This is a genomic window from Paenibacillus sp. 01T442 (assembly GCF_056398345.1).
Map to the genome: position 1 here is coordinate 135022 of NZ_JBFTPF010000011.1, position 25640 is coordinate 160661.

At 43.9% G+C, this 25640-nt stretch carries 25 protein-coding genes and 1 other RNA gene; 14 read left to right on the forward strand and 12 right to left on the reverse strand.

Annotated features, from left to right (window positions below; translation table 11 throughout):
* Positions 1–67: 67 nt before the first annotated feature.
* The gene (mobB, locus tag AC1DLM_RS12295; protein ID WP_477570074.1) at positions 68–571 is read right to left on the reverse strand and encodes a molybdopterin-guanine dinucleotide biosynthesis protein B; all 504 of its coding nucleotides are present in this window, start codon (positions 569–571) and stop codon (positions 68–70) included.
* 5 nt (positions 572–576) lie between these two features.
* Entirely contained in the window at positions 577–1878 is a 1302-nt protein-coding gene (locus AC1DLM_RS12300; RefSeq protein WP_477570075.1) for a DNA polymerase IV, read from the reverse strand.
* Between the two features lie 236 nt (positions 1879–2114).
* On the opposite strand from AC1DLM_RS12300, the gene cimA reads away from it, so the two are divergent.
* Positions 2115–3734, forward strand: a complete 1620-nt coding sequence (gene cimA / locus AC1DLM_RS12305) for a citramalate synthase (protein ID WP_477570076.1) — start codon at positions 2115–2117, stop codon at positions 3732–3734.
* Between the two features lie 52 nt (positions 3735–3786).
* Here the strand turns inward: cimA and AC1DLM_RS12310 are convergent, their stop codons facing one another.
* Positions 3787–4323 (reverse strand): TlpA disulfide reductase family protein, encoded by a 537-nt coding sequence (locus AC1DLM_RS12310; RefSeq protein WP_477570077.1) that lies wholly within the window; start codon positions 4321–4323, stop codon positions 3787–3789.
* 129 nt (positions 4324–4452) lie between these two features.
* Between AC1DLM_RS12310 and AC1DLM_RS12315 the strand changes: the two genes are divergently transcribed.
* Both AC1DLM_RS12315 and AC1DLM_RS12320 read left to right on the forward strand, forming a co-directional pair.
* Positions 4453–5763, forward strand: a complete 1311-nt coding sequence (locus AC1DLM_RS12315) for an MFS transporter (protein WP_477570078.1) — start codon at positions 4453–4455, stop codon at positions 5761–5763.
* A gap of 42 nt (positions 5764–5805) precedes the next feature.
* Entirely contained in the window at positions 5806–6234 is a 429-nt protein-coding gene (locus tag AC1DLM_RS12320; RefSeq protein WP_477570079.1) for a M67 family metallopeptidase, read from the forward strand.
* Here the strand turns inward: AC1DLM_RS12320 and AC1DLM_RS12325 are convergent.
* From AC1DLM_RS12325 to AC1DLM_RS12335, 3 genes are read right to left on the reverse strand one after another with little or no spacing between them, the layout of a single operon-like run.
* Positions 6228–6962 (reverse strand): exonuclease domain-containing protein, encoded by a 735-nt coding sequence (locus AC1DLM_RS12325; RefSeq protein WP_477570080.1) that lies wholly within the window; start codon positions 6960–6962, stop codon positions 6228–6230. The two genes, AC1DLM_RS12320 and AC1DLM_RS12325, sit on opposite strands and share 7 nt — an antisense overlap.
* Before the next feature lie 51 nt (positions 6963–7013).
* The gene (locus AC1DLM_RS12330) at positions 7014–8096 is read right to left on the reverse strand and encodes a DUF294 nucleotidyltransferase-like domain-containing protein (protein ID WP_477570081.1); all 1083 of its coding nucleotides are present in this window, start codon (positions 8094–8096) and stop codon (positions 7014–7016) included.
* 39 nt (positions 8097–8135) lie between these two features.
* Entirely contained in the window at positions 8136–9521 is a 1386-nt protein-coding gene (locus tag AC1DLM_RS12335) for an ammonium transporter (protein ID WP_477570082.1), read from the reverse strand.
* 305 nt (positions 9522–9826) lie between these two features.
* Here AC1DLM_RS12335 and AC1DLM_RS12340 point away from each other — a divergent pair, with 305 nt between their 5' ends.
* Both AC1DLM_RS12340 and AC1DLM_RS12345 read left to right on the forward strand, forming a co-directional pair.
* Complete coding sequence (locus tag AC1DLM_RS12340) at positions 9827–10267, forward strand: MerR family transcriptional regulator (RefSeq protein WP_171634032.1); 441 nt, start codon at positions 9827–9829, stop codon at positions 10265–10267.
* A 22-nt stretch (positions 10268–10289) separates the two neighbouring features.
* A complete protein-coding gene (locus AC1DLM_RS12345; protein ID WP_441988074.1) occupies positions 10290–10979 on the forward strand; it encodes a zinc metallopeptidase in 690 nt (229 codons plus the stop codon).
* A 51-nt stretch (positions 10980–11030) separates the two neighbouring features.
* On the opposite strand, the gene gltC is transcribed toward AC1DLM_RS12345, so the two are convergent.
* The gene (gene gltC / locus AC1DLM_RS12350) at positions 11031–11915 is read right to left on the reverse strand and encodes a glutamate biosynthesis transcriptional regulator GltC (RefSeq protein WP_171634030.1); all 885 of its coding nucleotides are present in this window, start codon (positions 11913–11915) and stop codon (positions 11031–11033) included.
* A gap of 158 nt (positions 11916–12073) precedes the next feature.
* Between gltC and tpx the strand changes: the two genes are divergently transcribed.
* Positions 12074–12592 (forward strand): thiol peroxidase, encoded by a 519-nt coding sequence (gene tpx, locus AC1DLM_RS12355; protein ID WP_056616303.1) that lies wholly within the window; start codon positions 12074–12076, stop codon positions 12590–12592.
* A gap of 69 nt (positions 12593–12661) precedes the next feature.
* Here the strand turns inward: tpx and AC1DLM_RS12360 are convergent, their stop codons facing one another.
* Together AC1DLM_RS12360 and AC1DLM_RS12365 are read right to left on the reverse strand one after the other, a co-directional pair.
* Entirely contained in the window at positions 12662–13051 is a 390-nt protein-coding gene (locus AC1DLM_RS12360; protein WP_056616306.1) for a DUF1499 domain-containing protein, read from the reverse strand.
* A gap of 147 nt (positions 13052–13198) precedes the next feature.
* Entirely contained in the window at positions 13199–14545 is a 1347-nt protein-coding gene (locus tag AC1DLM_RS12365; RefSeq protein WP_477570083.1) for an Nramp family divalent metal transporter, read from the reverse strand.
* 345 nt (positions 14546–14890) lie between these two features.
* On the opposite strand from AC1DLM_RS12365, the gene xylB reads away from it, so the two are divergent.
* On the forward strand, positions 14891–16423 hold the full coding sequence (gene xylB / locus AC1DLM_RS12370; RefSeq protein ID WP_477570084.1) for a xylulokinase: 1533 nt from the start codon (positions 14891–14893) through the stop codon (positions 16421–16423).
* Positions 16424–16488: 65 nt separating this feature from the next.
* Here xylB and ssrS read toward each other — a convergent pair.
* The 3 genes from ssrS to cshA all read right to left on the reverse strand — a co-directional run bounded on the left by ssrS (position 16489) and on the right by cshA (position 19538).
* Positions 16489–16670, reverse strand: a non-coding RNA gene (gene ssrS / locus AC1DLM_RS12375) — 6S RNA.
* 49 nt (positions 16671–16719) lie between these two features.
* The gene (locus AC1DLM_RS12380) at positions 16720–17556 is read right to left on the reverse strand and encodes a YesL family protein (RefSeq protein ID WP_441988071.1); all 837 of its coding nucleotides are present in this window, start codon (positions 17554–17556) and stop codon (positions 16720–16722) included.
* A 356-nt stretch (positions 17557–17912) separates the two neighbouring features.
* Positions 17913–19538 (reverse strand): degradosome RNA helicase CshA, encoded by a 1626-nt coding sequence (gene cshA / locus AC1DLM_RS12385; protein ID WP_173116464.1) that lies wholly within the window; start codon positions 19536–19538, stop codon positions 17913–17915.
* Positions 19539–19824: 286 nt separating this feature from the next.
* On the opposite strand from cshA, the gene AC1DLM_RS12390 reads away from it, so the two are divergent.
* The 7 genes from AC1DLM_RS12390 (at position 19825) to AC1DLM_RS12420 (ending at position 25228) form a co-directional block, all read left to right on the forward strand.
* Positions 19825–20361, forward strand: coding sequence for a DUF4178 domain-containing protein (locus tag AC1DLM_RS12390; RefSeq protein ID WP_441988070.1), 537 nt, complete (start codon positions 19825–19827; stop codon positions 20359–20361).
* A 57-nt stretch (positions 20362–20418) separates the two neighbouring features.
* Complete coding sequence (locus AC1DLM_RS12395; RefSeq protein WP_441988069.1) at positions 20419–21111, forward strand: DUF4247 domain-containing protein; 693 nt, start codon at positions 20419–20421, stop codon at positions 21109–21111.
* Positions 21112–21260: 149 nt separating this feature from the next.
* Positions 21261–22082: a YitT family protein gene (locus AC1DLM_RS12400; protein ID WP_477570085.1), complete on the forward strand. Its 822-nt coding sequence runs from the start codon at positions 21261–21263 to the stop codon at positions 22080–22082.
* A 130-nt stretch (positions 22083–22212) separates the two neighbouring features.
* Positions 22213–22407, forward strand: coding sequence for a hypothetical protein (locus AC1DLM_RS12405; RefSeq protein WP_056616326.1), 195 nt, complete (start codon positions 22213–22215; stop codon positions 22405–22407).
* Positions 22408–22531: 124 nt separating this feature from the next.
* Entirely contained in the window at positions 22532–22756 is a 225-nt protein-coding gene (locus AC1DLM_RS12410) for a Sec-independent protein translocase subunit TatA/TatB (protein WP_441988067.1), read from the forward strand.
* 186 nt (positions 22757–22942) lie between these two features.
* Positions 22943–24136 (forward strand): putative glycoside hydrolase, encoded by a 1194-nt coding sequence (locus tag AC1DLM_RS12415; RefSeq protein WP_477570086.1) that lies wholly within the window; start codon positions 22943–22945, stop codon positions 24134–24136.
* A 135-nt stretch (positions 24137–24271) separates the two neighbouring features.
* The gene (locus tag AC1DLM_RS12420) at positions 24272–25228 is read left to right on the forward strand and encodes a D-2-hydroxyacid dehydrogenase (RefSeq protein ID WP_441988065.1); all 957 of its coding nucleotides are present in this window, start codon (positions 24272–24274) and stop codon (positions 25226–25228) included.
* The last annotated feature ends 412 nt before the right edge of the window (positions 25229–25640 follow it).

Below are 25640 nucleotides of genomic sequence, written 5' to 3' on the forward strand. Positions count from 1 at the left end.
GTTTTCTACTCCTCCTCTAATTATCCTCATTGTAAAATATAATATAAATACGGACAAAGTTCAAACCTTAAAATTGACAATTCATGAAATACTGCTCAATAAAGTCTGCAATTCCACGGATATCATTCAAATTGAACTGCGGAAGTGCGAAATCATCCTCGAGATTACTTAGATCTGTCGCAACTGCAAGTAGGCTTGCCGCCACTCCTTTTAGTAACTCTCTTTGTTCTATAGTACGGTATACTCCAATCTTTGGATGCTTTTCCCTCTTGAACCCTTCAATAAAAATATAATCAAGATGGGCATAGGCTTCTAACTGCTCTTCCAAACTCGGCGTTTCCTTCTTCTCATAAATGTGTACCCCATTTGGAGAAAGTGTAACCACAACATCGGCACCTGTTTCGACAAATACTGTGGAGTCCGCACCTTGCGCTTCCTTATAATGTCCATGAGCATCATGTTTCATTACGGCAACCCGATGGCCGCGATGTTTCATTTCAACGACAAGCTTAGCTATCAACGTCGTTTTCCCGCTATTGGAAAATCCCGCGAAGCCCAAACAATGAGCCATGCTCCTCACTCTCCTGCGTCTTTATGAAGAGGATTATTTCGCAAATGATCCATTTGCAAGGACGTCCCTCTTACTTTGTGATTTCGAATTAACGCAGATGGGTCATCACTCATCATCCCTGCTGTAAGAATCACACCTTCTCCAAACTTATCACGCAGACCATCCATCACGCGATTCAGATTCTCCCTGCGGGGCTGTTTCTCGTAATCGAATAGATCAAGTTGTACGTAGGATTCTTCCTTGGCAATCAGATTCTGCAAAGTGATTCCCAGGAGCCGAACCGGATTGCCATCTTCCCATTGATGATCATACAATTGACAGGAAGTTCGATAAATATCATCCATATGCTCCGTCGGAGTTTGCAAAGTAAGTGATCTCGTAATCGTCCTCATTTCAGGATCCCGGATCGTAATCTGAATTGTCGAAGTCATAAGCTCCTGCTTACGAAGCCTTCTCGCTACTTGATCGGCTAAATTAAGCAGGACACGATGAATTTCGATACGATCCGTATAATCACGCGGCAAAGTCGTTGTATGTCCAATGGACTTGCTTTGCTCCTGCTCCGGATTCACAACCGATGGATCAATCCCGTTGGCTGAACGCTTTAAGTGCGCACCCATGACTCCGAAGTGCTTGCTTAACAGTGCGTCATCCGCAATCGCCAATTGCCCTAACGTTAGGATACCAAGCCTCGTAAGCTTTTCCGCTGTTTTTTTCCCAATTCCATATAAATACTGACACGGCTTATCCCAGAAAACGGACGGCACATCACGAAGCCGCAATACCGTAATCCCATTAGGCTTCTTCATATCTGATCCCATTTTGGCCAGCAGCTTATTCGGCGCGACACCAATGGAACATGGTAATTTCAACTCTTGCAGAATTCTTTTTTGAATACTGTTTGCGATGTCTAGTGGCGTGCCGAACTGTTTGGAACCTGTGATATCTACAAAACATTCATCAATAGACATAGATTCTACCATTGGTGAATATCCATAGACTATCTGCATAAACCGCCTCGAGAAATTTCGATAGAGATCAAAGTCAGGTTTGATTAGTATGAGATCTGGACATATTTTCAACGCTTGCCTAACTTGCATGCCTGTCTTGATCCCTAGCTTGCGCGCTGCATATGATGAAGTAACGACGATCCCCTTACGCAGTTCCACACTGCCAGCAACAGCAAGAGGCTTTCCCTTATATAAGTCAGGCTCTACGGCTTCATGAACGGAACAGTAGAATGCATTCATATCAATATGTAAAATGACTCTGCCTTGCTTGGGATAATGATGCTCTACGGACACCATATTCATTACCTCCCAGTATGATTGAATCAGATTTCAGAGCCGTCTACTTCGAGTGAAACACAACCAACCTGAGATGTCAAAAAAATAATCATTCAAGATAACGCGATTTTACGTTATGATGTCTTTACGTGTACATTTATGTTATAATCGTAAATTATACATTAGCGCTTTAAAGCAAGCGAAACTCACAATTCCATGCACCGAAGTCACTTTGCTAGCTTTTGAAGGAGGAACCCATGCCAACATCAGTCAAAATCTTCGACACAACCCTACGAGACGGAACCCAAGGAGAAGGTATCTCCCTATCCGTTGAGGATAAAATCAAAATTGCCMGTAAGCTCGATGAGCTCGGGGTTCATTATATTGAAGGCGGATGGCCGGGCAGCAACAGCAAAGATATTGAATTCTTTGAGCGGGCACGTACGATGACTTTCACGAATGCCAAAATTACTGCTTTTGGTAGCACCAGACGGAAAGATTCTCTTGCTACAGATGACATTAACCTGAATAGACTCGTGGAATCCGGCGCGCAAGTCGCTACAATTTTCGGTAAGTCATGGGACTTTCATGTAACGACAGCTATTCAAACAACGCTTGAAGAGAATTTAAACATGATTTATGACTCCGTCCTCTTTTTAAAAAGCAGTGGGTTGGAAGTTATTTATGATGCCGAGCATTTCTTCGATGGTTACAAGAATAATCCAGAATATGCGCTGCAAACAATTAAGAAGGCACAAGATGCTGGCGCAGATTGGATTACGCTTTGTGATACGAATGGCGGATCCTTACCTAACGAAATTACGGCTATCGTGACGACAGTTACGCAACATGTCTCCACACCAGTAGGCATACACGCTCATAATGATTGTGAATTAGGCGTTGCGAACTCCTTAGCTGCCGTACAAGCTGGTGCTAGACAAGTGCAAGGGACTATCAATGGTTACGGAGAGCGTTGCGGAAATGCTAACCTAAGCTCAATCATTCCTAACTTACAATTGAAACTGGGTTATGATGTCATCTCTACGGATCAATTGAAGTCACTTACATCCGTTTCGAGATATATAAGCGAAATCGCCAACATGCATATGCCTGTTAACCAGCCTTATGTTGGTAACGCAGCTTTCGCACACAAAGGCGGCATCCACGTCTCCGCGATCCTCAAGGATGCAAGTACGTATGAGCATACGAAACCTGAGTATGTAGGAAACAAACAACGCGTGCTTGTTTCCGAGCTTGCTGGTCAAAGCAACGTATTAGTCAAGGCTCAGGAGCTTAACTTGGATTTCAACAAAGAACACCAGAAGACCAAAGAGATCATCGAGAAAATTAAAGATATGGAACACCAAGGCTATCAATTCGAGGGCGCAGATGCTACGCTCGAACTCTTGTTGCGTGAGGCCTTTGAGGGTCTCGAAGAAATTTTTACCTTAGAATCATTTAAAATGCTCGTTGAGAAGACAGCCAATCATTCTGTTGTTTCAGAAGCTATCGTTAAGGTGAAAGTACATGGGGAAACCATCTATACCGCGGCGGAAGGTAATGGTCCTGTCAATGCACTTGATAACGCCTTGCGGAAAGCGCTAATTCAATACTATCCGGACATTAAGAATGTTCATCTCTCGGATTATAAAGTGCGTGTATTGGACGAGAAAGATGCAACAGCCGGCAAGGTTCGCGTGCTTATGGAATCCACCGATTTTAACACAACATGGAACACACTCGGTGTTTCTAGCAACATTATAGAAGCTAGTTGGTATGCACTTGTTGACAGCTTACGTTATGCCCTCATCAGCAGAAAACGCGTAGAGCCAGTAAACAAAGAGCAACAAGAACGATTAGGTCTAGTGAACCATTGATCCTTATAGGAAAAGCTGCAAGAGCGCAAACGGCTCTCTTGCAGCTTTTTTGTCATTCTTCCTTCAGAAGACTCGCCATCTTCTTGTCAAGCTCCTTCGGGGAAAGCACATGGATGATCTCCCTGATTACGCCATTTTTATCAATAAGAAAGCTCGTAGGAATAGCGATAACGTTATAGGTATCGGCATTCGCCCCTTGTTTGTCGAGCAGCACAGGGAACGGATACTGATAGGTATCCACGAATTTTTTGATATTGTCCATTTTATCCCMAGGCGTCACATTTACCGCATAGAGATCAAATTTCCCCTCATATTTCTTATACAAATTCACCAGATCAGGCGCTTCCTCCTCACAAGGACCACACCAGGATGCCCAGAAATTCACGAACATCGGCTTTTCACGAGGCCCGCCTACGGAATAGTCCTTCCCATCCAACCCTTGTAAGGTAAATGAAGGCGCTAAGAAATTCACTTTTGCCGCTTGCTCACTTGGCATCAGGGTTTGTTTATCTTCATTCCGTACATTTTGATAAATCGCAAAGCCCGCCAATAGAACGACGAAAGCGATCACGATGAGATTCTTTTTCACTGTATCAACCTCCACTCCCTCTATATTATCTCCAAATTAGCGAAAATTCCAACATCACAATCCTGAAGTATGCTTTCACCCTATTAGGGAAAAGTAAAGCTACTCTTTGTTATGAAAGGAACCCGTGAAATGAAACAAGCTGCCGTGAAAACAAGAGGTAAGAATCCGCTCGATAAAATGAGAATTTATGAGCATGAAGAAGATGGCGCACCCAATAATAAAAAGGCAAATACAAACGAGAAAGGAAGCGTTTGGCAATACCTCGCACTTGCTTCCATCCCTTTGGTGCTTGTCCTTGGCAATTCCATGCTGGTCCCGATTCTGCCAGATTTGCAAGAGAAAATGAGCATCTCACGATTCCAAAGTTCACTCATCATCACTTTATTTTCACTGACAGCTGGCCTCATTATTCCGATATCCGGTTATCTATCTGATCGATTCACACGGAAGGCTGTTATCATTCCCTCGCTTATCGTGTACGGTGCTGCAGGGATCCTAGCAGGGCTTGGCGCCGTTTGGAATTCCTATCCTATACTTATAGCTTCCAGAGCCATACAAGGCCTTGGAGCCGCAGGTACAGCCCCTATTGCCATKGCACTTGTTGGCGATATTTACAAGGGACCCAAGGCGAGCAAAGCCCTCGGACTCATCGAAGCCTCCAACGGAATAGGCAAAGTTGTGAGTCCCATTCTCGGTTCTCTTTTAGCGCTAATTATCTGGTTTGCGCCTTTTTTTGCTTTTCCACTTTTTTGTTTACTCGCTCTACTCGCTGTTATATTCATGATTAAAGAACCTGCTAAAGAGAAAGAAGCTGAACCCCTTAAGCTCTATTTGAAGCAAATTATAACCATCCTGAAAAGCAAAGGCCATTGGCTAATTCCCGCCTTCATAGCTGGTTCAATCACCTTATTTATATTATTCGGCGTGCTTTTCTACCTCTCACAGATTCTGGAAGAGAAGCCTTACAACATCGAAGGCGTACGCAAAGGTCTTATCCTAGCAATCCCTTTGCTCTGTCTCGTCATTACCTCTTATACCACTGGGGCGAAAATCAAACAAAATGGCAAACTCATGCGGTGGCTTATGAATATCGGACTTGTAACCATGGTTGTATCCCTTACCTTGGCTACATTCCTAAATGGAAACCTATATGTCTTCATCGGCTTATTGTCGCTCAGTGGAATAGGAACAGGACTTCTGCTTCCATGCCTAAACACGCTCATTACCGGATCGGTAGAGCGCGAGCAACGCGGAATGATTACTTCCCTCTATAATAGCTTACGTTTTATTGGGGTTGCCTTCGGCCCTCCGTTATTCGGTTGGCTCATGAGCATCTCACATAAGACACTCTTTATTACGGTCGCTTCATTATCTCTTATCATGTTAGCTTTGGTGTTCTTCTTCATCAAACCCAAAGCAGAATTGCAAAAACAATCATGATATACTAACCTCATGTCCATGCCATGTGAGGAGCGAGAGCAAGTGAGCCTACATTTATCTAGAAAATTATATGACGAAATGATCTCACACAGTATGCGCTCGCTCCCCAATGAAGCATGTGGCATCCTTATACAGGAAGCTTCTTCCTCATCGACACATGAGATACATATCCACACATTTATCCCTCTTCCTAATCACGCGGCGTATCCAACACAGCAATTCGTCATCCATCCCATCGACATTATTCCTTACCTAACGGATCAACGTCTTACGATCGTCGGGATTTTTCATTCCCACCCCACTGCCGTATCAACCCCTTCTGCCGAGGACCTCTCAACGCTTTGGCACACCATTCCAACTTACTGGATCCTTTCGCTGCAATACGAAGATAAACCTGACCTCCAAGTCTATTCCCTAAAAAAAACCACCACTACCGCATATCACAAACTTTCGTTTGTCATCGGTCAATGATGGCTTAATAAAGCATATAAATCGCCTAATGTGTCTACATTTCTCGCTCTTATTTCTTCCATAAATCTGGACCATAATTGTGCTGTCATAAGTGCATCTTCCAGAGCATGATGTCTCATGGTAACCGGGATGTCGTAAGTATGCAGAAGTGAATCTAAACCCAGATTTTTCCGTTTGGGCATGAGCCATTTCGCAATCATCATAATATCTAAAACCCGATGGGATAAGCTAACTTTTGACGTACGCCACAGGGCCGAGTTCAAAAAACTTTTATCATGTCCTATGGCATGAGCCACTAAAATTTTCTGCTGAACAAATTCTAAAAAGTCACTTAAAACAGCGATTAAATCAGGTGCATCGCCAGCCATTTCGTTCGTAATACCCGTTAATTTAACGATTTCATCTGGAATTTTGCGTTTGGGGTTCACCATTTTATAGAAGGTATCTTGTGTCTGCACTTCACCACCAATAACAGAGACAGCGCCGAACGAGATAATTTCGTCACCATTATATGGAGAGAAGCCCGTCGTTTCAAGATCAAACACCACGATCTCCATCGCGTGCAGAGGAATTTCAAACAAAGAATCTTTTCTTTGCTCTTTCAGCATCGACCGAATAAAGGCCATTTGTTGCGCACTTTGCGCATCAAACATCGAGGTTAACGCTGGCGTTAAACCACCCATCTTATATAAATGCCACATACGACCTGCTGGACGCATATCTTTCACGCGAGTCACCTCTCCCTACACAATGAAACGTGATTTCCGAATCCGATCGTTCTAACCTTTTTCTCTCTCTATGTGTGAATTTATGGACTTACCGACATACTTCTGCAACTGAATTCCCGTTCGTAGACATTGTTTTAATTGCAGGCGAATCTCTTTGTTAAGTTGATCTGCCGTAAGTTTACCTCTTGTCGTATATTTCTCTTCATCTAACTGAAAAGGTGTGCTATCTCTTAGCTTTAAAGCAATCGAAAAAGCCATTTCCCAATCATTGGCTAGTTGCTCGGATACAACACCCTTCACCTTTAACTGCTTAATTCGTTCAATGGTAGAAGTGGCCAAAATTCCCGCTTGAATAGCAAGCAGCCGAATCCCATTTACAATCGGAATATAAGCACCATATTTGATATCAAAACCACCTGCATCTTCACCGTAACGCTCTGTAATTAAATGACTAAATATACCTAACGAAATTTTGTGATGCAATGTGTTTGACAACAAATACTTCAAGAGTCCAGGATGTTCCTGAACATAGTCAAGTAACGATTGTTTCAACTTCGTCACCAATAGCTCTGAACCATAAATACAACGCATATCTGCCAAAATGAGCAGGTAGCGTACATTTTCCCAATCCGGTTCCACGAACCAGCCGATCATCATCTCCGTGTATTCTTGCAGCGACTTACGCCATTGCGGATTACTGGATATGACATCCCCTTCACAAGGAGGATAACCCAACACATCCAAACCACGAATGATATACGAGGCAAGTTTATCGAAATAAAGATCTAATTCATCTTTCGTATGCGTTTCACTATCACTATAAATGAGTCCGTTGTCCTGATCACTCCACAGCGTCTGTTCTCTCCTGCCACCACTGCCTAATAAGATAAAAGCATATGCAACAGGCGGTTTACCGTATCCTTCATCCTCAAGCAAATGTTCAGCAATCTGAGTCGTTCTTTGAATCAACGCATCATGCACTTGATTGATTCGCTGCCCCAATTCAGATGTATAAGGAAAAAGGAGATGTTCCCGAAACATCTCATGCACCTGATCTCTGGTGATTCGCATCTCATCGAATTGCTCCGATTGTTCAATGCGTTCCAAGATCCGTTCCATTGAGAGATGATTCATGTTGCATCCCCTTTGCTCTAGTAGAAAGTATAAGTGTTGTTAAACGGACACGCCGTTTTGAGCTGCTTTTTTCATTTGTTCAGGATATCCGTATGAACCATGCTCGGAAAGATCCAGACCAATGATTTCTTCTTCTTCCGTAACACGAAGACCAATTGTAGCTTTAAGAATACCTAGGATAATGAAGGAAAGAACAAGTACGAATGCCAAAGCCCCAGCAAGACCAAGCGCTTGAATACCTAATTGGTGGAAGCCACCGCCGTAGAATAAACCTGCACCACCGATACCAACCTTCGCTGAAAGCTCAGGCGTTGCGAATAAACCAGTGGAAAGTGTTCCCCAGATACCAGCGATACCGTGTACAGAGAATGCATAGATTGGATCGTCGATTCCAGCTCTTTCAAACCATTGTGCTGTGAAGAATGTCACGATACCCGCTACTGCACCAATAACGATTGCCGCCCAAGCGTCTACGAACGCACATGCCGCAGTGATGGCAACAAGCGCTGCCAGAACACCATTCAACATGCTAGGAATATCCGCTTTACCGAAGTACATCCAAGAGATAATCAATGCAGCTACAGCACCTGCAGCAGCAGCCATATTCGTTGTCAATGCGATATAACCGAAGAATCCGTCACCCATAGCACTAAGCGTACTACCTGGATTGAAACCGAACCAACCGATCCATAGGATGATTACACCAAGAACAGATAATACTTGGTTATGACCTGGAATTAAATTAGGTGTTTTATCTTTATTATATTTGCCAATACGCGGTTTAAGCAAGATTGTTGCTACTAACGCTGCAGTTGCACCTTGTAAGTGAACAACGGTAGAACCCGCGAAATCTTGCATACCCAATTTGCTCAACCAGCCGCCGCCCCATACCCAGTGCGCTACGATTGGATAGATAACAACTGTAAACAGAATTCCGAAGATGAAGTACACCGGCAACTTCGCTCTCTCTGCAAAACCGCCCCATGCGATAGCGAGGGATACACCAGCGAATGCTAATTGGAACAAGAATTTGATACCGATTGGCACGTCAGAGAAGGAAAGAGAGCCGAACGCTGCTGCCGCTTGATCTTCTAAGCCCGTTACGAAGAACCCTGTCGTTCCGAAGAATGCATTACCATCACCGAAGGCGAAACCAAATCCTACAGCCMAGAATGCAAWCGCACATAATCCGAAAGTTAAAATCGTTTTACCGGCTACGTGACCGGCATTTTTCATTCTAGTTGACCCCGCTTCTAAAAGTGCAAAACCAGCTTGCATGAAGATGACTAAGATTGCTGCTAACATTACCCATACTGCATCAATTGCACTCTGTAGTTGTGGTGCTGTCGCCTCATCCGCTGCAAATGCGAGTGTAGGGAACAGTAATGACATAACGCCGAAAGCTAACAACAATTTCTTAACCATACGACCACTTCCTTTAATGTTAGATTAAGTAACATGTAATKAAACTCTTAATGTCATTATATACAGGATATTTGGGTTTGACAATAGGATTTTCGTTAAAATATTGAAAAAAGCGAAAAATAACCTGACATGAAACAGGCATAATTCGTGTTTCGGCTCATAGGCGTACTCAAAACACCTTTTTACGCGATTATCCAATGTCAGCTTTCCGAAGMATCACGTTTGACTGTACGGTTTAATATCAGGTATCATGTTTATATATAGAAGAAAGAAATTCAAACCATTGGAGTAGAGGTGAATTTAGCATGGGGAATGAGAAGCTTTATAAAATCGGAGAGCTCGCCAAGCTTGCTGATGTCAGCCCTCGAACCATTGATTACTACACCAAGCTTAGCTTAATCGAACCTGAAAGAAGATCCGATACGAACTATCGTCTGTACAGTGATGAAACTTTGCACCGACTGAGGCGTATTGAAACAATGAAGAACGAGAAATATACCTTAGAGGAAATCAAAGTAAACTTACAGCAATGGAGTAAAGTGACCTCCGATGACACTGTGACAGATAAGCTCACATCCCTTCAATTGCATCTCGAACAATTAATGAAGGAAGCCAAAGAACTCAGCCCACTTGTTCAGCAATTGAAGCCTAAGCAGTTGAAAAAGCTGTATCATATTCTGACACAACCGACCGCAGCGTGTATCGAAGCACTTATTGTCCTTTTAGGTAAAAATCCGTTCTCATAATTGAAATACGGAGGAATGCCCTATGTTTTTTTTCCCGATGGATTTCCTAATTATCATTGCATTCGGCCTTTCCATGTGGGCCTCATTCCGAGTGCGAGGAACTTTTAACAAATGGTCGGGCGTACCTGTCTACTCACGCATGACTGGCGCCGAAGCCGCAAGAAGAATGTTAGATGCTAATGGCCTTTACGATGTACCCGTTGAAGCTGTACCTGGGACATTAACAGACCACTACGATCCAATGGCTCGAACCGTACGTCTGTCGGAGCCTGTTTACTTCCAGAGCTCCATCTCAGCCGTATCTGTTGCCTGTCACGAAGTAGGTCACGCTATTCAGCACCAAGTCCATTACCCTATGCTCGTCGCAAGACACAAGATGTTCCCTGTCGTTAACTTCGCTTCCGGTGTGGCTCCCATTCTGATCCTAGCGGGTTTCTTCTTCCAGCAGATCCCCTGGCTCTTGGGTGTCGGTATCATCTTCTTCGCAGCAGCCGTAGCTTTTCAATTAGTAACGCTACCTGTTGAATTTAACGCCAGCTCAAGAGCACGCGATGAAATGGTGGCTCAAGGGTTCATCTCTAATGAAGAAGAACGCGGAGTGGCTAAGGTTTTGAATGCTGCCGCACTCACTTATGTAGCTGCTGCTTTGATCTCCGTACTTGAGCTTCTCAAGTACATGATGATTTTCAATGGTCGCAATAACGATGATTAATAAAAGAAAAGCTCTCCCTTACAGGTTCATGACCTGTTGGGAGAGCTTTTCTCATTTAAAATAATCATATAAGAAACGCCGAAACACTTCAGCCACCAGAGGCAGCTTTACATCCTTCCGACAAATCAAACCAACCGTCCTTGTAACTTGAGGATCTGTTACTCTTATTTTGACCGGCTGTGTTTGCCCACTTTCCAATAATGCCATCGCCGGAAGTAAGCTGACACCCATACCCGCGGCAACAAGCCCACGAATCGTATCCGTCTCCTCACCTTCAAACTCAATCTTAGGAACAAAGCCCGCCTTCTGGCACGCATCCATCACGATCGTTCGAAGCGTATACTCTTCACTAAACATAACGAAAGGTTCATTCTTCAACTGCTCAAGGCGAATTGACGTATAGTCTGCCAAAATATGATTGGCAGGAATGATTGCATACAGTTCTTCTGTCAATAAAATTTCACCTGTCACATGCTCATGGGATTTCGGAAAGGGTGAAATAAAAGCGAGATCAATCTCACCTCTCGAAACATCACGAATTAACGATGTGTATGTACCTTGACGAAGTCTAAACTTCACATTCGGATGATTTTTTTTAAATGCCGCAACAACAGCAGGTAGTAAATTGATAACCAGACTATGTGGAAAGCCAATACGAATCTCGCCAGCCTCTGGATCAAGAAACTCATGTATTTCCCCCACCGCACGTTCTAAATCCGTAAGAATACCTTCTACTCGACTTAAAAATAAATGTCCCACCGAGGTTAAATGTAAATTGCGCCCCTTTTGAACAAATAAATCAACGCCAAGTTCCTCTTCCAGCATATGAATTTGCCGGCTAACCGCAGACTGTGCTACATGCAGCTCTTCCGCTGCCTGTGTCACGTGCTGCTTCCTAGCAACCTTCACGAAATATTGCAATTGTCTTAATTCCACTTGAGTAAATCCCCCGACTTGACTACATGATGAAGAAACAAAACTCCTTCTTTGAATCCGATTATAGCTCGATAGCAACGATTGGACAACTTATCTGTAAAAAGCTTATAATAAGTGAGTTGTTATTTAGCATGGATAATAAAGGAGGAAATCATTCAATGGCACAAGAACGTACTGGTGTTGCTACCCTGAAAAGCAATCCTATCACTTTGGTAGGACCCGAAATTAAAGTAGGTGACAAAGCACCTGATTTCAAAGTTAACAAAGATTTGATGACGCAAGTATCACTTGCTGATTACGCAGGTAAGGTGAAATTGATCTCCGTAGTTCCTTCCTTAGATACAGGCGTTTGCGATGCACAAACACGTCGTTTCAATGAAGAAGCAGCTGGCCTAGGCGACAATGTTGCTGTTCTTACAATCAGCGTTGATCTTCCTTTCGCTCAAGCTCGCTGGTGTGGCGCTGCAGGCATCGACAAAGTAATCACATTATCCGATTACAAAACAAAATCCTTTGGCGAAGCTTACGGCGTATTGATCAAAGAAATTCAATTAGATATGCGCGCTATTTTCGTAATCGATGCTAATGACACTGTTCAATACGTTGAGTACCTTGGCGAAATGACAGCTCACCCGAACTATGAAGCAGCTGTAGAAGCTGTTAAAAAATTAGTTTAATCCATATTAAACTAAACGGCTATATTTAAAATAAAACAGCAAGGAGGCCAAGCTTCCCTGCTGTTTTTGTTATCCATCAATTTTATATGAAGCAAGCTTACGATCTAATTGTTTATAAATATCTAATATCGTACGATAATTGGATCCAAGATCCCCCATCGAACCACGTGAAGCCGAATAAATATCAACAGCTGTTTTCACAGGATTAATGGCAAATAAGGTCAACGTTACGTCCTGGGTTCTTCCTGTAACCGTTTTGCGCTCAGCAAGGATTTCTCCTACGTTCGGGACCTCATGTAATAGCTTGTACCCTGGAGTTTTCTTCAATACAGCCGTTACCTCTTCCCAAACTTGCTCCTTCGGCAGCTTAAAATATCTAGTTTTAAGTAAAGGATCTCTAGCTTTTTCCCCTGTCGTTTCATGACTACGTACTAATCCGATTAAAGTTCTCTTTAGCAAAAGCCCTTTCCCCCTTCAATGAAGTGCATGTAGACCACTTGCCATTTCAACACTATTCTCTATAATACCATTGATTAGGCTTTAGAAAAAGAGGTAAATGAAAAATCGAGGGATTTCTCCCCCGATTCTGGTTAAGCATATATTCCATTATCCAAAAAATGTCGTATATAGCAAATATGCGTTTAATGCCGCGATTAAAATGGCAACAAACCAACTCAATACCGCCATCCATTTTGGGATCACGAGCACACCCATTTTTTTACGATCTGAAGTAAAAGTAACTAGCGGTATCACAGCAAAAGATAATTGCAAGGACAAAATAACCTGACTGAGAATGAGTAGATCCGTCGCTCCGCTCTCTCCGTAGATTCCAATCACGATGACCGCAGGTATGATGGCAATTAACCGAGTGATCAACCGGCGCAGCCATGGTGTTAGACGAATGTTCAGAAATCCTTCCATGACAATCTGCCCGGCCAGTGTGCCGGTAAGCGTTGAATTCTKACCCGATGCTAGTAGTGCTACAGCAAACAATATACTTGCTGCCCCTGTGCCCAACATAGGCCCAAGGAGATGATAGGCATCTTGAATCTCAGCAACTTCTTTCCCAGCTGAATGAAAAGCTGCCGCGGAAAGAATGAGAATGGCCGCGTTTACGAATAGTGCTAGCATCAGGGCAACTGTTGTATCAATGGTTGAGAATTTGATCGCTTCGCGTTTCGCTTCAATCGTAGGTTCAATTTTACGCGTCTGAACGATGGATGAGTGCAAGTATAAATTATGCGGCATGACCGTCGCACCTAGAATACCTAGAGCAATATATAACATGGCTGGATTCGTTACAATTTCAGTTGTTGGAATGAAGCCCGCAGCTACAGCTGCAAATTCAGGTCGGGAGAAAATAAGCTCCATAATAAAACAAACCATAATGAGGGCAATTAAGCTAATAACCATCGCTTCAATATAGCGAAAGCCTTTCTTCTGCAGCATAAGCACCAGAATGACATCTAAGGCCGTCAGAATCACCCCATAGATGAGCGGCAACCCGAACAGTAACTGCAAAGCAATCGCGGCACCGATGACTTCAGCTAGATCACAAGCAGCAATCGCAAGCTCACATAGAAACCAAAGCACATAAGAAACGGGCTTACTATAATGATCACGGCACGCTTGCGCCAAATCTCGACCTGTTACAATACCTAATCGACCAGACAAAGCCTGCAAAAGTATGGCCATTAGATTAGAAATTAAAATGACTGAAAGTAGTGTATATCCAAATTGGGAACCCCCGGCCAAATCTGTCGCCCAGTTACCTGGATCCATATAACCGACAGCTACCAGATAGCCAGGTCCCACAAAAGCTAACAGCTTTCTGAAAAAGCCAGCTTTTTTAGGCACTTTCATACTATGATGAACTTCAGGTAGACTCGGCATTGAAGAATCCTTACGCCATCCGATCGGATCTTGAACTGGTTCCTTTTTCGCAATTTCCATAGCTTAACCCTTCTTTCACAAGACCAATAATGTTGTTCTAGGGAAACATTTATATGTAGTATACTACATAACCCCATCTTATGCTACAGGTAAACATTTATGTTCCAATGAAATTATTTTTCCCTGAGGAAAGTTTTGAGACATGTTTTACCACTTTTACAGCTGAGGATGATCTATTCTTTCAAGCATACCCTTCTCCGCAAAAATTCATAGGAATAATCGACTGGAAAAGAAGGATATTTGAAAGCGTGGGCGAATACATTGAATAAGTTATCTTTGTATATTCAATAAACAAACAAAGAATATCGAAGCAATAACCATAATTCATTATAAAAGGGTGATCTCATGGCTTATTTTATGGGTTTAGATTTAGGTACTTCTGCCATTAAATGCATCCTAGTGGATGAAGCCGGTACAGTTATCGGCTCACATTCTGCTCCATATCCGCTGCAACAACCACATCCAGGTTGGGCTGAGCAGCATCCTGAAGATTGGTGGAATGCCACGATTGCAGGCATACAAGGACTCCTATCTAGCACTGGCATATCGGGCGACGCTGTAGCTGGTGTTGGCTTCTCCGGTCAGATGCACGGGTCGGTCTTCCTCGACGAGGCGCAGCAGGTCATCCGGCCTGCGCTGCTCTGGTGCGATCAGCGCACCGCGGAGCAGTGCGCCTATATCGAAGCGACCGTCGGCGAAGCCGAGCTCGGTCGCCTCACAGGCAATCGGGCGCTGACCGGCTTCACCGCGCCCAAGCTCTTATGGCTCCGGCAGTATGAGCCGGAGCACTACGCCTGCGTTCGGCATCTGCTGCTGCCGAAGGACTACGTCAGGCTGCGCCTGACGGGTGCGTTCGGCATGGACATGGCCGACGCCAGCGGCACGCTGCTGCTCGATGTAGCCAATCGCAGCTGGTCTCAAACCGTCGCTGAGCGGTTAGAGATCCCGCTCGAGTGGCTGCCGCCGCTCTATGAGTCCGGCGACATTGCCGGGCACCTGCTGCCGGAGGCAGCAGTGCTCACTGGCTTAGCCCCAGGCACGCCGATCGTTGTCGGCGGCGGCGACCAAGCATGCGGCGCCGTAGGTGTTGGCGTCGTCCGCCAAGGCATCGCCTCGGTGGCGCTCGGCACTTCCGGCGTCGTCTTCGTCCACGACGACACTTATCAAGTAGATGAAGCGTACCGGCTTCATTCCTTCTGTCACGGCGTGCCAGGCAAATGGCACCGCATGGGCGTTATGCTCGCGGCTGGCGGCTCATTCCAGTGGTGGCGCAATCACTTTGCCAGTGAAGAGCTTGCACGCGCTGAGCAAGAAGGCAAAGATGTGTACGAAATACTGACAGCAGAAGCAGCTACAGCACCACTTGGGAGTGAAGGTTTATTGTTCCTTCCTTATTTATCTGGGGAACGTACACCACATCCTGATCCGAAAGCACGCGGTGCTTTCATCGGGCTTAACCTAAGACACGAGAAGGCCCATTTGACCCGCGCTGTACTTGAAGGTATCACCTTCGGGCTTCGCGATTCTATGGAATTGATTCGAGAATCCGGAATCGAAGTTACGGAGCTTCGTGTTAACGGAGGCGGAGCTAGAAGTCCTTTCTGGCGTCAAATGATCGCTGACATCTTTGGAATTCCAGTCGTGACGGTCAATTCAACGGATGGTCCTGCCTATGGCGCAGCGATCATGGCTGCATCCGGCGTTCTCAAAGTCGATATTACGCAATTATGCGAAAATTGGATTGAAATTACAGATCGCGTAGAACCGAATGCGGCTAACCAACTTCAATATGAAGCTTATTATAAAATCTACCGCAGTTTATATCCGACACTTCAAAGCACGTTCCATCAGTTAACGGATCTTGCCGAGCAGCAATGAGAACCGGTAAGAACGCAAAAAAAGGTTGAGCAGGCATGATGCCTGTTCAACCTCTTTTTTGTTCGAAGAAACCCGCCTATGCCGTCCGGTTTCGGTGCTTCAAACCCGCTCTCGCAGGTGGGTGTCCGCAGACGTGTATTTGAGGTCCCCTTTCGAGGGCATGTCAGCCACACTTCAATATAGGTCTCCCTAGAAACAGTCATTGGTTTAAAACAACTTAAAACCGTTACGGGCATCGCAGATTTCTTCTGTTTTCTTATTATAGATCCTACCACGCTGATAATCAACTGGAAGGATTAATCTTTAGTCTTGTCATTCTCAACTTTTTTATGCAAGCTAATTGGAGATTCATTAACTGCGCTCTCACTCGCTTCATCATTGCCTTCTTCAGCCGCTTCGGCTTCTGCGAGTCGCTGCTGTTCCTTCTCTTCCAGTTCCTGTTGTTTCGTCTGAAGTTTCGTAAAGCTTCGGTTAAACTGCCAGAAGGAGAATGTTGCAACAATCGCACCCATGAAGAATACGACTAAGAAGAAATTGAACTTCGTTAAGCAAATATAAACAATAACACCATTACAAATGAGCAAAACAATCGAATTGATCGGATTACCAATGGTAATTAAAATTGAATTTTTGACAATTTGAAAAATCTTCATGTGCAAATGAACGATAATAGAGAAGAAATTAAACAAAGCAATAATCATGATTACGGTGAAAGCAATAAAGAGAACGGCTAGTACCCTTAACGAGCTGCCCTGTTTCAAATAGAAGAAATAATTCACAGCAATAATTACGAAGATTAGTACAAAGAAAATACCGCCAAGCATGCTTTGCATATAGTTTTCTTTGTATCCACGGAAAAATGTTTTTAACAAAGGAACATCTTCTTCTCCGGTCACCCATTTCCTAGCTACTGCAAACATAGCTGTTGTCGCAGGAAATAAAGTAAACGGTGCCAAAACTGCAAGAATCGGCAGCGTAGCTTTCAAAGCGTCCGGCGTTTGACTCACTAACCCCATAAAGAGGAAAAAGAATACCGGAATCGAGCAAAGCATCCAAAGTAAATTAATAACGGATAACCGCATAATCCACTCCGATATTCTGTACAGTCCTCCCATAACTCCCTTAAACTCCAAAACTGCTTCCTCCTTAGCGTTTCCTTCAGGAAACTTTCTACGTTGTTAACTGCTGACATGACGATAGCATGTCTTATTTGTATATGTACTTAATTATAGCCTATTTTTCATCATATAGGTAGCCGTCTAGTCGTTATAGGTACTTTTACATAATATAGTATTGTCTAGACGCATCACCCCCAAATCATTCTTCAGGAGGTTGATATTATGTCTCATCCAGTTGGAACATCCGCAGGTGCTATTTTGGTACTTTTCATCTTGTTAGTTATCATCACTAGCTCATTCGTACTTTAATCCATATACATGGTAAAAAAAAGCGGAGATCCTAAGGATCTCCGCCTTTTACGTGCGACATCTTATTTGTTTACAAGTGTATCTTCACTTTTGCGCGGCGCTCTGGAACGATCACGATTCCCGGAGTTGTTGCTTCCGTATTCGCGATTTCTCGAAGTTGAGCTGCTTCCGCCTTCTCTGTTTGAACCGTAATCTCTGCTATCCTTACGCGGGTAACGTGAACCACCGCTTGAGGAGTTGCCTGATCCTGAACCTGATCCACCGTAACCGCCGCCACCTTGACGACGATCGCTTGAACCTGATCCTGAACCGTATCCACCGCCAACACGTCTACCTGAGCTGCGAACATCGAATTTTTTCTTTCTTGCACGAATCGGATCTTCTGGTGTCAATTCGATATTCAGATCTTTCTTGTCTCCAGTAAGAAGCTTCATCGCTGCTGCAAGCAAGTTAACGGAATCGTATTGCTCAAGCATTTGAATAGCTAGGCCTTTAAATTCGGAATGCTCTTCTTTTTGAAGCATATCCAAAATACGCTCAGCTGTCATTTTTTGTTTACCTTCTACCGCTTCTGCAACGCTTGGCAAAGGTTTTTTGTTAATCTTATGGCGTGTAACCTTCTCAATAAAGTGAAGGTGATCGATTTCTCGTGGCGTTACAAAAGTCCAAGCAGTACCTTCTTTACCTGCACGACCTGTACGGCCGATACGGTGAACGTAGCTCTCTGGATCTTGCGGAAGGTCAAAGTTGATAACATGAGTAACACCTGATACATCTAGTCCACGAGCAGCAACGTCAGTTGCTACAAGAACATCAATACTGCCATCACGGAATTTTCTCATTACGTTATCACGTTGATTTTGGGACAAGTCACCATGAAGTCCCTCAGCAGCATAACCTCTTTTTTGAAGAGCTTCTGCCAACTCATCTACCCGACGCTTCGTGCGTCCGAAGATAATTGCTAGGTCTGGTGCTTCCATGTCGATCAAACGGCTAAGCGCTTCAAACTTTTGTTTCTCATGCAATTCAATGTAAGCTTGCTCGATCAAAGGAGCGCTCACTTGTTTCGGGATTACCGAAACGTGCTCTGGATTAGTCAGGAATTGTTGAGCCAATTTCTGAATGTTAGTCGGCATAGTTGCAGAGAACAACATTGTGTGACGTTCTGCTGGAACTAGTTTAAGAATAGATTGGATATCATCCATGAAACCCATATCAAGCATTTCATCTGCTTCATCCAAAATTACCGTTTGAACATCATCAAGCTTGATTGTTTTGCGGTTAATATGGTCAAGAAGACGTCCTGGTGTTCCGATAATGATTTGTGGTTTCTTTTTCAAAGCGCGGATTTGTTTAACGATATCCTGTCCACCGTAAATTGGCAAAGAACGAATGCCTTTGAAACGACCGAGTTTTTCAATCTCTTCCGCAACCTGAATGGCAAGTTCCCGTGTTGGACACATGATTAAAGCCGAAATGCGCTCTTCTTTAACATTGATTTTATTAACTAATGGAATACCGAATGCTGCCGTTTTACCAGTTCCTGTTTGTGCTTGCCCGATCAAATCACGGCCTTCCATGGCCAATGGTATTGTTTTCTCTTGAATTGGTGTGGACTCTTCAAAGCCCATTTCCGTAATCGCACGTAGTACCGATGCGTCTAAACCAAACTCCTGAAATGTTTTCAAATAAATTCAATCTCCTTTTGTACAGGGCAGGCTAATGCCTTGTATCTTTTTTACCCTTAAGTACGACTTCCTATCCGTCTCTATAGTTTCTTGGTGGAATACACTTTCGATTCGTCATCTTCCATGATCCAACTGGCCGCCCTTAAGAACATCTAAAATATTATAGCACAGGTGATACACAGATTGCCAGTGGCTACTTTTAACGATTCGAACGAAACCGAATGAATAAGTAACTCGTATTAAAGGGGAGAACAATAAAACGGAATCGTACAGAGGAGAGTTTCATATGTCCATATTCAAACGTGTTAGCAGCATTCTTCGCAGTCAGAAGCAACCACCTACAACAGCAGCCGTCGGCAATCCACTTGAAGATGCGCGTGTTGGCGATATTGTAAATGTAGACTTAGAGGAATATGTCATCTCCGGTAAAGTCGTTTATTTTGACCGCGGATTTGCTCCACATCGCTATGCTTATTATCTACAAAGCGGTAAAAATATTCAGTGCTTGATTGTGGAAAAAGGCAGAACCTATGATTGCTTCTTATGCAGTTTTATTGAAGGAGCTTTAGATGACCCCAATGATGTGCCTACCCGGTTAGAGTTAGACGGTGATGTCACTTTCGATTTGGAATTTCATCGCAACGACATCTCACGGACAGAAGGCAACACAGATTTCCGCAGCGGCGATGATATCATCTTCTGGCGATATTTCGGACCGGATCAGCGCTTCTTCTTCCTTCAATGGCAGGATGGCAAATTCGTTGCTCTAGAAGGCGAGCGCACACCCGGCAATCAAATTAAATTTTTGAAATCGACGCCCTAGATATATGTTATCATGAAAGCATGTTTCGGAAACACCTGAAAGGAGGACTACCAGAAAATGAAGAGATGGACTTCATGGCTTTCCTTCATACTAATTATCGCTCTTCTTACCGCATGTGGCGCAGATGCTGGACGTTATATTAAGGACGAATATCCGTTAGTAAGCGTTGATGGCAAGGGAACCACGATGTCTAAGGTTTACTCGGTTGAAGGCAAGAATGTACCCACAGTCGCGAATGAATTGGCTGCCAAAGAAACACCCAAAGAGAAGAGTAAGGAATCTGAGGATCAGATGTTCCTTGTGTATAAGGACAAGGTTATCAATATCCAGAAAGATCCCAGTGATAGCAACAATACAYTAGTCCAGCTCGATAGCATTGAATATGCCAAGAGCCATTATGACTCCTCCTTCCTACAAGGCTATTTAACCGCCTCGCTGCTTCAATCTATATTCGGTGGCGGCTGGAATAACAATAGAGGCTCTTCTTATGACTACCGCGGCTACACGAAGACGCCGAATTACAAAGCAACAACACCGACTACAGGTTCCACCAAGGAGACGAAGCCTACTACGTCAGATCGAACGGGAGGATTCACGAGCGGTGCAGCAAATCCAAGCTCTGGGAGCTCCTCAACGGCGCGTAAGAATGATGGTTCAACTCCTAATAAAGTAACGAAGCCATCAACAAGTAAACCGAGTACAAGCAAGCCAAGTACCACCAAGAAAACCGGCTCMTTCAAGCGCCGATAAATTTTACTCACAAGCTGCTGTCCATCTTTTGGACACAGCTTTTTTTATGTAATTCGAGTTAATTGTCCACCGTCTAAATAATGATTGCAGTTTTATAAGAATGAATTATACTTGCAATATGCTGCATACTATTTTAGAGGTGATTTGTTTTGAAAAAGGCGCTAGATGTTCTAATCATTCTAGTTGGCGCACTGCTTGTCGCGGTCGGCTTCAATATGTTTCTCATTCCCCATCAGCTGCTTAGCGGTGGTGTTTCAGGTATTGCCATGATTATTGGTTATTTTACAGATTATAATATCGGATTTCTTTACTTATTGTTTAACATGCCACTCATGATTTGGGGACTTGTCTCCATTGGTAAACGTTTCATCATGATCAGCGTTGCCTCTGTCGTCTTAACTACATGGATGATGCAAATTATTCCTATGAACTTCGTAGCCAAAGATTCCATGTTAGGAGCTGTTTTTGGGGGTGTACTTATTGGTATTGGCAGCGGAATCACGCTCCGTATCGGGGGATCCAGCGGCGGGTTTGACATTGTCGGACTGATTTTAACTCGGAAATACGACTTCCCTCTTGGCACCATTTTATCCTCGATGAACGGTATTGTTATCGTTGCTCTCGGCTATTTCAAAGATAATTGGGACCTTGCATTATTTTCAATGTTAGCAATATTCATTAGCGGGAAAACTGTTGATATGATACATATCCGCCATATTAAAGTAACCGCGTTCATTGTAACGAAGCATAAGGATGCCATTATTAATAAGCTGCTCATGATCCCGAGAGGGGTAACACTTATTAAAACGGAAGGTGCCTATACGAAGCAGCAGCATGATATGTTGATGACGGTTACGACGCGATATGAACTCGTGGAATTAAAGCGAATTATTAAAGAGATTGACCCGAAAGCGTTCGTGAATATTGTGGAAACGGTCGGTGTTGTAGGGGAATTCCGAAAGCCCAAGTGATAAATAAGCCAACTGCCCCTTTATTCCATTTTGAATTGTGTTATAATGAATATAATTTCATATAGTTCTGGTTTTCATCGATGGTAGGTTCAGGCGTAGTTCTTATTCTAATCTTCTGATTGGAAGGGTGATGCTTGTGGAGACAGTCAAATTATCCAGGATTGTAATGAAATTAACGCCCGAGTTGTATCCCTCTTTAACCAGCAATGAGTTGGAATCCGAGATCGTCCTACGGTTCGGTATAGAGGCACTCGCAGCGGAAGATGTCATGGAAATTATTCAATTTAGCATTTCGGAACATCATAAGGACACCCTGTACCATTGAGGGTGTCTTTTTTTGCATGCCTTTTGCCCATGCTGTTATTAAAATTGTAATAAATAGGCTATATGGGTTATGATAAGACCATGATATAATATAGCTAAGATAAATTTTACTGGAGGTGTCTGGAATGGGAGCTTTATCTCCTTGGCACATCATTCTAATTGCGATTGTTGCCCTGCTTTTATTTGGGCCTAATAAACTGCCTGAGCTTGGTCGAGGTTTTGGCAAAATGTTCCGTGAGTTCAAAGATGCAACAAATGGAAACGGCAGCAACTCAACAACGGATGATCCACCTACGATTGCACGGAAAGAAATTAACCCTGAAGTATCGAACAGCGAATCGAATAAGTAAGTCCAAGCACCTGGAGGCCAAGCTTCTAGGTGTTTTTGTTTACATCCATCCTACTTAAGACTGTACCTCATGTGCCAAATGACTCATACAAGCTTCTACAAAAGCCTACAAATTTCCTCTGTGCGTAGTTTCCCGCTTAGCTTATAATGAAAGCTAGAAACAAGGATTGGAGTGGACTTATACATCATGGAAATATTACTCGCCTCACTTGCCCTTATCTGGGGTAATGTTACGGCCGCAAACCCCGATGCAAGCTTTGAACAGCTTGTGCAAGCTTCGCTTGATGCGAAGAACGCTGTTGCTATCGTTCAACCCATCACGCCTACGACACCTTCGGAAGCTATGGATCCTCTCGCACCTGTCAACAAGGTAGATCCACAGAAAGATGCTCCTGTCGTTAAAGGGATCTACTCCACTGCTCACAGTGCTGGCGGTTCACGACTCAATACGCTTGTAAAATTACTTGATGATACCGATTTGAATGCGATGGTTATCGATGTGAAAGATGACTGGGGCTACATCACTTGGGAGACTKGGAATGCCGAGCTTGATGCAATGGGAACCACGCAGAAAATCATTGGCAATATGCCAGGTCTCATGACAACACTCCAAGAACATAACATTTATCCAATTGCTCGTATTGTTGTCTTCAAAGACACGATTCTTGCTAAAAAGAAACCTGAATTATCTTTCGTTAATCCAGATGGCACGTTGTGGGGGAACGGTAAAAACCCTCCTGATAGCTTCGTGAATCCGTACAGCAAAGAGGTATGGGACTACAATATCGCTGTTGCCAAAGAAGCTGTCAAAGCAGGCTTCAAAGAAATTCAGTTTGATTACGTTCGCTTCCCAGAAGGCTTCGAGAAACGAGCAGACATTCTCAAATATACCAAAGATGAGCGTTCACGAATTGATGCGGTCTCTTCCTTCGTGAAATATGCGAGGGAGCAATTATCTCCACTTGGTGTTCGTGTCTCTGTTGACATTTTCGGATATGCAGCGTCTGTTCCGGCAGCAGAAGGCATCGGTCAAGATTTCGAGAAAATCTCACAAAATGTCGATGTCATTGCTCCAATGATTTATCCAAGTCATTACAGCACAGGTTGGTTTGGCTCCAAAGTACCTGATGCTGCACCATATGCCACAATTAATGGTGCTTCAAAGGATACCAATAAGAAGCTTGAAGCTATTGATAAGAAAGGCTGGAAACCTGTTATCCGCCCTTGGATACAAGACTTCACTGCTTCTTGGGTGCCAGGCTATATTAAATACGGCAAGCATGAATTAGATGAGCAGATTCGAGCCTTGAAGGAAAACGGTGTTAATGAGTATTTACTATGGAATGCCAACAATAATTACACGGCTAACGTAAATTATTAATAGCCAACTATGTTAGTACCTCGAGAGCTATGTAGGCTCTCGGGGTATTTCTGCTTGCGGTCCGTGTTTACATTGGGTTTCCATTTCATTTATCATGGTAGTATTCATTTCAAAAATTAAAAAGGATGTGATGATATGCTGAAAATAGTTGCTGTAACAGGTATGAATCTAACTTCAATGCAAGAGCAAGTCCCTCAAGACTTGAAAGAACGCATCCAGTTTCATTGGTTTTCCTCTTCCAAGGATGCTGGCGATCTGCTCCCTGATGCTGATGTGATCATCTCAGCAGGTCGATTACACCCTGACATCGTCAGACGAGCTCAGAAGTTGAAGTGGGTGCAAACCTTATCTGCAGGCGTTGATAAACTGCCTCTTGCGGAGCTAGATCAACGTCAAGTGATTGTCACGAATGCTAGAGGTGTCCACACCATTCAAATGAGTGAATTCGCGCTGAGTCTCATGCTGCAATGGGTTCGGAAAGCTAATTTACTTCATGATAATCAGCAGCAGCACGTGTGGGACAATCAAGTTCGCTTTGGTGAATTGCACGGTAAAACGATTGGGATAATCGGGGCTGGGGCCATCGGTGAGGCTGTTGCTCGCAAAGCCAAAGCGTTCGATATGTCGGTCATCGGCCTGAATCGTTCGGGGACACCACAAGCTGCCCTCGATACAACCGTTCACGGTGAAGAGGGTCTTCAGCTGCTGCTATCACAAAGCGATTTCATTGTCGTTCTGCTTCCAAGCACAGTGAAAACACGGGGCTTCTTGCAAAAAGAGCATCTAGCGCTTATGAAGCCGAGCGCCTTTTTCATTAACTTAGCTCGCGGTGATGTGCTGGACGAACATGCTTTGATTCAAGCCATGCAGGAAGGCAAACTTGCTGGCGCAGCGTTAGATGTTTTTGAGCAAGAGCCGTTACCTGCGTCTTCCCCCCTGTGGGGCATGAAGAATGTCATCCTAACCCCTCATATTGCTGGGTCATCTGAGCATTACACGGATCGCGTTTCCACCATTTTCTATCACAATTTACGTGCGATGCTGGATGGCGGAGAGATGATCAATGTCGTGGACTTGGCAGAAGGTTATTAATTTGGTTGTCAGGCTCCCCCTGCAAACTCTAACGGACATGATGATCGTTATTTCTACACAAAAAGGATGTTTGTTAATCTAACGGACATGATTGTCGTTATTGTGCCATTTCAACTCGAATAAAGAACTAATTCTGCTGAATAGCATCCACTGTGACCGTTAGAGTTTTTAAGGTTCATATTTAAGCCAAATAGCGTCCTCTATGTCCGTAAGCGGATAAGTTGGTGAGCTGGAGCAGAAGAATTTGGGAGTTTACGGAGTTCAGGTATTCAGGTATTCAAGTATTCAGGTATTCAAGTGTTCTGGTGTTCAAGGGTTCTGGGGTTCTGGGGTTCTGGGGTTCTGGGGTTCTGGGGTTCTGGGGTTCTGGGGTTCTGGGGTTCTGGGGTTCTGGGGTTCTGGGGTTCTGGGG

Excerpts from the sequence above, each read along its gene's own strand:
- mobB (WP_477570074.1), bottom strand. The coding sequence starts at position 571 with ATGGCTCATTGTTTGGGCTTCGCGGGATTTTCCAATAGCGGGAAAACG.
- AC1DLM_RS12300 (WP_477570075.1), bottom strand. The coding sequence starts at position 1,878 with ATGGTGTCCGTAGAGCATCATTATCCCAAGCAAGGCAGAGTCATTTTA.
- AC1DLM_RS12330 (WP_477570081.1), bottom strand. The coding sequence starts at position 8,096 with ATGAATCATCTCTCAATGGAACGGATCTTGGAACGCATTGAACAATCG.
- AC1DLM_RS12340 (WP_171634032.1), top strand. The coding sequence starts at position 9,827 with ATGGGGAATGAGAAGCTTTATAAAATCGGAGAGCTCGCCAAGCTTGCT.
- AC1DLM_RS12345 (WP_441988074.1), top strand. The coding sequence starts at position 10,290 with ATGTTTTTTTTCCCGATGGATTTCCTAATTATCATTGCATTCGGCCTT.
- tpx (WP_056616303.1), top strand. The coding sequence starts at position 12,074 with ATGGCACAAGAACGTACTGGTGTTGCTACCCTGAAAAGCAATCCTATC.
- xylB (WP_477570084.1), top strand. The coding sequence starts at position 14,891 with ATGGCTTATTTTATGGGTTTAGATTTAGGTACTTCTGCCATTAAATGC.
- AC1DLM_RS12390 (WP_441988070.1), top strand. The coding sequence starts at position 19,825 with ATGTCCATATTCAAACGTGTTAGCAGCATTCTTCGCAGTCAGAAGCAA.
- AC1DLM_RS12405 (WP_056616326.1), top strand. The coding sequence starts at position 22,213 with ATGCTTGTGGAGACAGTCAAATTATCCAGGATTGTAATGAAATTAACG.
- AC1DLM_RS12410 (WP_441988067.1), top strand. The coding sequence starts at position 22,532 with ATGGGAGCTTTATCTCCTTGGCACATCATTCTAATTGCGATTGTTGCC.
- AC1DLM_RS12420 (WP_441988065.1), top strand. The coding sequence starts at position 24,272 with ATGCTGAAAATAGTTGCTGTAACAGGTATGAATCTAACTTCAATGCAA.